Origin of the sequence: Rhodopirellula sp. UBA1907 (genome assembly GCF_002337565.1) — a bacterium.
GTDB classification, from domain to species: domain Bacteria; phylum Planctomycetota; class Planctomycetia; order Pirellulales; family Pirellulaceae; genus Rhodopirellula; species Rhodopirellula europaea.
In genome coordinates, this window is the sequence record NZ_DDGH01000086.1 from 1 (window position 1) to 5,873 (window position 5,873).

The window sequence follows — 5,873 nt, forward strand, 5'->3', positions numbered from 1 at the left end:
TGAGTAAGATGCTGCCTGGTGAAAAATTCGCCGGTGCGGTTCGTGGTCACTGGGGAATTGAAAACAGTTGCCACTGGCAGCTTGATGTGACCTTCGGGGAAGACCAATGTCGAATCCGCAAGGGGCATGGGGATGAGAACTTCAGCACGCTGAGGCGAACCGCACTCAGTCTGCTAAAACAAGAGAAGACAGCCAAGTGTGGCGTGAAGAACAAACGCCTCACTGCGGGATGGGACGACAGCTACATGGAAAAAGTCGTTTTCAGCCCGTGATTCCCCGTGCAATCGCCCTGGAGGGCCCACGGAGTGTTACCGCCGTCGGCGTGAAGGACCAAGAAGAAGTCACGGCACTGGTCAGGTGGTTTAAACAGACTTGACCACCGATCGCCGTCAAAATGCAAATTCAATTTTCTAGGGACAACGGATGAAACCCGTATTTCAAAAACTTCGTGACAACACCTGGCTCGTCCAGGCTGTCGGTTTCTTGGTGATCGGCTTTGCGTTTGCTTGGTGGTTGCGAGGACCATCGTCGTCGGACTCGTCAGCGGGTTCCCAAGGCGTTGTGGCTGAGCAAGCATCGAATGCACCGGCAATCTGGACCTGTTCGATGCACCCTCAAATTCGGCGTGACGGGCCCGGTAGCTGTCCCATTTGCGGCATGGATCTGGTGCCTGTGAAGAAGTCGGCGAGCGGCGTTCGTACTGTTTCGATCAACGCGGACGTTAAGAAGCTGATGAACATTCAGACGGTTCCGGTAGGACGTCAGTATGTGACTGCTGATGTGCGGATGGTCGGGAAGATTGAGTATGACGAGACGCGGCTGGCGCATATCACCGCATGGGTTTCTGGGCGGCTGGATCGGCTGTACGTCGACTTCACTGGCGTCGAAGTCAACAAGGGTGATCACATGGCGTACATCTACAGCGAAGAGTTGTACACGGCCCAACAGGAATTGATCGCGGCGATCGAGTCCAATGCTGGCCGTTCGTCATCTCGTTTCGTCAAACCGATCGACCTAGCAGAATCCGCCCGCGAGAAGCTGCGGTTGCTGGGAATTACCGAAGAGCAAATCCAGGGAATCGAACAACGCGGCAAGCCAACCGAGCACCTAACGATTTACTCACCAGCTAGCGGAATTGTCGTAGAGAAACTCCGCCAGGAAGGTGACCGCGTTCGTACTGGCGATCGCATCTATACCGTTGCAGATTTGAGTCATCTGTGGGTGCAAATGGATGCATATGAGTCTGATCTCGCCTGGCTTCGGTACGGGCAGGAAGTTGAATTCACGACGGAGGCTTACCCGGGTGAAGTCTTCAAGGGGCAGATCGCGTTTATCGACCCGGTTTTGAACAAGGACACCCGTACCGTCAAGGTCCGCGTGAACGTGTCGAACGAAGATGGACGACTGAAGCCAGAGATGTTCGTGCGGGCGATTGTTCGATCTAAAATCGCAGCCGGTGGCCGCGTGTTGGATGCATCGTTGGCTGGCAAATGGATCAGCCCAATGCATCCCGAAATTGTCAAAGACCAACCAGGCAATTGCGATATCTGCAAAATGCCGTTGGTGCGTGCAGAATCCCTTGGATACGTGACTGCAGAACCAAGTGATACGGCGAAGCCGCTTGTGATTCCCGTGTCGGCCGCCCTTTTGACCGGGACTCGTGCGATTGTTTACGTCCAGGTTCCTGACGCGGAAGAACCAACCTACGAGGGGCGCGAGATCGTTTTAGGCCCTCGCGCCGGAGATTACTACCTTGTCAAATCCGGTTTGAAGGAAGGTGAATTGGTCGTGACCAATGGCAACTTCAAACTCGACAGCGCTCTGCAAATCTCCGCCAAGCCATCCATGATGACGCCCTCAGGCGGTGGAGGTGGCGGCGGTCACAATCATGGCGGTGACGCGATGCCAAAGGGTGAGGGTGACGCGATGACGGACCACTCGCAAATGTCACTGCCGCCCAAGGTGAGCCAACAGATGCTGGCAGTTCTGGAATCCGTTAAGTCAGTTGAAGCCGCCATCGAGGAGGCAGAGCTGAGCAAAATCCGTGAAGCCTTTGCAACGGTGGGGCAGCGAGTTGCGGCCGTGGACGGAAACACGCTATCGGGCGATATGGCAGCCCAATGGCAGGAATTTGCCATGTTGCTGAGAAACGACTCGGTCGAAGGGCAAGACATTCAAAGCTTGCAAGATGCGGATCGCGTGACTTTGGTGACCAAGGAGCATGCGATGCGGCTACAGAAAATGTTCGGGATTTCACATGCCGGGCATGAGATGCCTGAGGAGACGCTTGATGTGCCGATGGCTTTTCGACAACAGTTAGATCGTTTGTTGCCCGCGTATTTGGCGATCGCAGATGGGTTGGCATCGGACAAAGTCGATACGGCTGCCAGTGGTGTCGAGCAATTGCATCAGAGCCTCAATTCGATCGACGCGAGCGGTCTTGATGACGTGGTCGCGAAGCGATGGGCAGCCGAGACACGAAGCCTCTCGTCGATTGTTGCTCGCCTAGCGAAGGCGACCGATTTGGAAGCGATGCGTTCCGCGTTTGCACTGCTATCTGATGAGTTAATCACGATCCAACGCATGTTTGGATTCCATAGCGGCAATCAATTGTTTGAACTGCATTGCCCGATGGCGTTTGATGGCCGTGGAGCGACTTGGCTGCAGAGCAATGACTCTGTTCGCAATCCCTATTACGGAGGCTCGATGCTCAAATGCGCCGACAAAGTCGCGCCGCTAATCACCGCTCCACCGCCCGGTAGCGGCGAACACGACAAACACAACCACGGCTAACGTCGATCTTCGAGTTCTCGACTTGATGATGAACGAAGCAACATGAACCCAGCCCGAGCCAACCGAATTTGCATGGAGGTATCGGGGTAGAAACGTCAACTAGAAGACAGTGCACAACGAATGTCACAAACCCCTGATAACACCCTCGCCTCCGAGACTGAATCCGATTCGCTCAATGCGATTGCTCCAGATGTAGACACGAACCGTCGAACGCTTCTCGGTGGCATCATTTGGTTCTGCATTCACAACAAGCTGGTCGTAACGCTGCTTGTTTTGGCGATCATGACTTGGGGTGTCATGGTTGCTCCTTTTGATTGGAAGGTGGGTGACCTTCCACGCAATCCGGTTCCCGTTGATGCAATTCCGGACATCGGCGAAAACCAGCAGATCGTTTTCACGGAGTGGATGGGGCGCAGTCCAGAAGACGTCGAAGACCAGATCGGATACCCACTGACGGTGGCGCTGCTCGGCATCCCCGAAGTGAAGACGATCCGCAGCTACTCGATGTTTGGTTTCTCCAGCATCTACATCATTTTCAACGAGAACGCCGAATTCTATTGGTCCCGTTCGCGGGTGTTGGAAAAGCTCAACAGCCTGCCTGCGGGCACGCTGCCCGAAGGAGTCCAGCCCGCATTGGGGCCAGACGCAACTGCGTTGGGGCAGATTCTCTGGTACACACTCGAAGGTCATGATCCCGATGGCAACCCGACCGGCGGTTGGGACCTCGATGAACTAAGAACTCTCCAAGACTGGTACGTTCGCTATGCGTTGACGTCGGCCGAAGGCGTCAGTGAAGTCGCGTCCATTGGTGGTTTTGTCCAGGAGTACCAGATCGACGTGGACCCAGACGCGATGCGGGCCGCGAATGTATCATTGGCCGACGTGTTTCAGTCGGTTCGTATGACCAATGTTGACGTTGGTGCGCGAACGATCGAGTTGAATAAAGCGGAATACGTTATCCGTGGATTGGGCTTCATCGAGAACGTCGAAGACATTGAGAAGACTGTCGTCAAAGTCTCCGATAACGTGCCGATCACGATCAAAGATGTGGCCGAGGTTCGGCTCGGTCCGGCACTGAGACGCGGAGCACTGGACAAAGCTGGCGCTGAGGCAGTGGGCGGAGTGGTTACCGTTCGATATGGATTCAATCCTCTTGAGTCCATCAAGAACGTCAAACAGAAAATCACCGAGATTTCTCCCGGGCTACCGACGAAGGTCGTGGTCGACTACACGCGGACGACCAAAGAACAAGTCGACGCCTATGCCGATCAACACGGCTTACCAGACATAAGCGGTGCGAAACCCGATTTCGATCCGTGGGTGCAGCATCTACGAAGCAAACCACGCGAGCAGTGGCCGACATGGATCACGACTAGCCAAGTTCGAGTCGTACCGTTCTACGACCGAACGGGAGTGATTTACGAAACGCTCGGAACGCTCAACACAGCTCTCTCCGAAGAAATCCTGGTCACCATTATCGTGATCCTGGTGATGGTGCTGCACTTGAGGAGTTCGTTTCTCATCAGCGCATTGCTGCCGCTGGCAGTATTGATGTGTTTTATCGCCATGAAGACATTTGGCGTTGACGCAAACATTGTTGCGTTGTCCGGCATTGCGATCGCGATTGGGACGATGGTCGATATGGGAATTATCCTTTGCGAAAACATATTGAAACATTTGGACGAGGCTGATCCGTCAGAGAATCGGGCGCATGTGATATTTCGTGCATCCCACGAGGTCGCGAGTGCAGTTCTCACCGCTGTATCGACCACCGTCGTCAGCTTCCTTCCCGTGTTCACGATGATTGCCGCCGAGGGAAAGCTGTTTCGGCCTTTGGCGTTCACCAAAACGTTTGCATTGGTCGCCTCAGTGATCGTGGCTCTCACGATCATCCCACCGGCTGCACACGTGTTGATGGGTGCTCGGATGAAAGCCGGCTCGTTGAGACGAATCATGATGCTATCGCTAGTCGCGGCTGGGGTCCTGGCGATGTTCATGATCTCGTGGTGGGTTGGTGCAATTTTGATCGGCTTGGGTGCGTACAAGCTCTTCGAGTCACGAATTCCCGAAAAGTGGCAAAAGCATGGTCCCTATGCAGCTAGCGGCATCGCCGTGCTTGTTGTTGCCTTCCTGTTGACCGAGCATTGGCTCCCGCTGGGGCCGGAGAAGGGAATGATCCGCAACTTGACGTTCGTCGGTCTTTTGATCGGCGGACTGCTCGGCTTCTTTACAATCTTTCAGCGTTTTCTTTACGAGCCTCTGCTGAGGTGGTGCCTGAACCACAAGCTGATGTTTCTTTCGCTGCCCGTCACACTACTGCTATTCGGTGCGTGTGCTTGGCTCGGGTTCGACAAAGTCTTTTCGTTTATTCCTCGGACAGCCTCTGTTGTTGGAGTGGATGAATCAACCATTCGTGCGTCGAAGCCCTGGACTGCTGCGACGGAGACCCTGCCGGGCCTCGGCAAAGAGTTCATGCCGCCGCTGGATGAAGGATCGTTCCTGTACATGCCGACAACGATGCCTCACGCTTCGATCGGCGAAGCGATGGACGTTCTGCAACTACAAAACAAGTTTTTGATTTCGATTCCGGAAGTCGATTCCGTGGTCGGGAAGATCGGCCGCGCGGAAAGCCCCCTCGATCCAGCTCCCATCTCGATGATCGAAACCTTCATTTCTTACAAATCTGAATACAAAACGGACGCCAACGGAAACCGTCTGAAATTTCGCTATGACGATGAAACAGGTGATTTTGTCCGCGATGAGAATGGAGAGTTGATCGAAGAGGCTCATGGCAAACCGTTTCGACAGTGGCGTGACGAAATCAAATCACCCAACGATATTTGGGAGAAGATCACCGAGGCCGCGGATATACCCGGCACAACATCGGCACCGAAGCTGCAGCCGATCGCCGCTCGTATCGTCATGCTGCAAAGTGGGATGCGTGCCCCGATGGGCATGAAGGTGAAAGGTCCGGACCTGGAAACCATCGAAAGAGTTGCCTTGCAAATTGAGGGCTTTCTAAAGCAGGTGCCGACGATTCAGGCGTCTGCTGTGATCGCGGACCGAATCGTCGGCAAGCC

Annotated in this window: 3 protein-coding genes; all 3 read left to right on the top strand. The window is 54.5% G+C overall.

What is annotated here, in order from left to right; all coding sequences use genetic code 11:
* Window positions 1–272 (top strand): ISAs1 family transposase (locus B2R17_RS19065; protein WP_286765216.1); only part of this gene is annotated, 272 nt, incomplete at its 5' end.
* A gap of 151 nt (window positions 273–423) precedes the next feature.
* Window positions 424–2,793, top strand: coding sequence for an efflux RND transporter periplasmic adaptor subunit (locus tag B2R17_RS19070; RefSeq protein WP_286765217.1), 2,370 nt, complete (start codon window positions 424–426; stop codon window positions 2,791–2,793).
* 120 nt (window positions 2,794–2,913) lie between these two features.
* A partial coding sequence (locus B2R17_RS19075; RefSeq protein ID WP_286765218.1) for an efflux RND transporter permease subunit occupies window positions 2,914–5,873 on the top strand: 2,960 nt, incomplete at its 3' end.